General features: G+C 65.0%; 1 protein-coding gene. It reads right to left on the bottom strand.

Translation table 11 applies throughout. From position 1 onward, the window contains the following. Positions 1-59 precede the first annotated feature (59 nt). Positions 60-599 carry a gamma carbonic anhydrase family protein gene (locus tag EN879_RS37900; RefSeq protein ID WP_024503875.1) on the bottom strand — a complete coding sequence of 180 codons (540 nt, stop codon included), beginning with the start codon at positions 597-599 and terminating at the stop codon, positions 60-62. Positions 600-703 lie beyond the last annotated feature (104 nt).

Genomic DNA, 703 nt, shown 5'->3' with positions numbered 1-703 from the left:
CCCCAACGGCCGGGTGAAAGGAGCCGCCCCCGTCCCCGGGCCGGCTCCGCCATTTCTGGCTATGGCCGTTCGAAAACCTTCTTCAACCCCGCCTTGAAGCGCTTGCCGTTGGCGACATAATGCGCCGCCGAGCCGCGCAACCTTGCCACGGCCGCGTCGTCCAGCACCCTGATCGCCTTGGCGGGCGAGCCGACGATCAGCGAATTGTCCGGGAATTCCTTGCCCTCGGTAACCAGCGCACCGGCGCCGACCAGGCAATTCCTGCCGATTTTCGCGCCGTTCAGCACGATGGCGCCCATGCCGATCAGGCTGTTGTCGCCGATCGTGCAGCCATGCAGCAAGGCGCGGTGGCCGATCGTGCAGCCTTCGCCGATCGTCAGCGGGAAACCGGGATCGGTGTGCATGACCGTATGTTCCTGCACGTTGGTGTCGGCACCGATGACGATGGGCTCATTGTCGCCCCGGATGACGGCGCCGAACCAGAAGCCGGCATTGCGTCCGACCCTGACGTCGCCGATCAGCGTCGCATCGGGCGCGATCCAGTTCGAGTCCGCATCGGCGAAGCTGGGCTCTGTTCCATCGATCGCATAAAGCGGCATTCCTGGTCTCCGAATCGTCTCAAGCTGGCAGCTCGGACCCTAGGAGACGGACCGACCATGAGGCAATTGCGTGGACCTTGGCGCTGGGCGTCGTCGTGCTTGCC

It is taken from the genome of Mesorhizobium sp. M7A.F.Ca.AU.002.02.1.1 (assembly GCF_003998535.1).
GTDB classification, from domain to species: Bacteria; Pseudomonadota; Alphaproteobacteria; order Rhizobiales; family Rhizobiaceae; genus Mesorhizobium; species Mesorhizobium ciceri.
Note: the sequence above shows the minus strand (reverse complement) of the source record. Positions and strands in the feature narration are given on the sequence as shown.

Coding starts and splice junctions, on each gene's coding strand:
- EN879_RS37900 (WP_024503875.1), bottom strand. CDS start 599: ATGCCGCTTTATGCGATCGATGGAACAGAGCCCAGCTTCGCCGATGCG.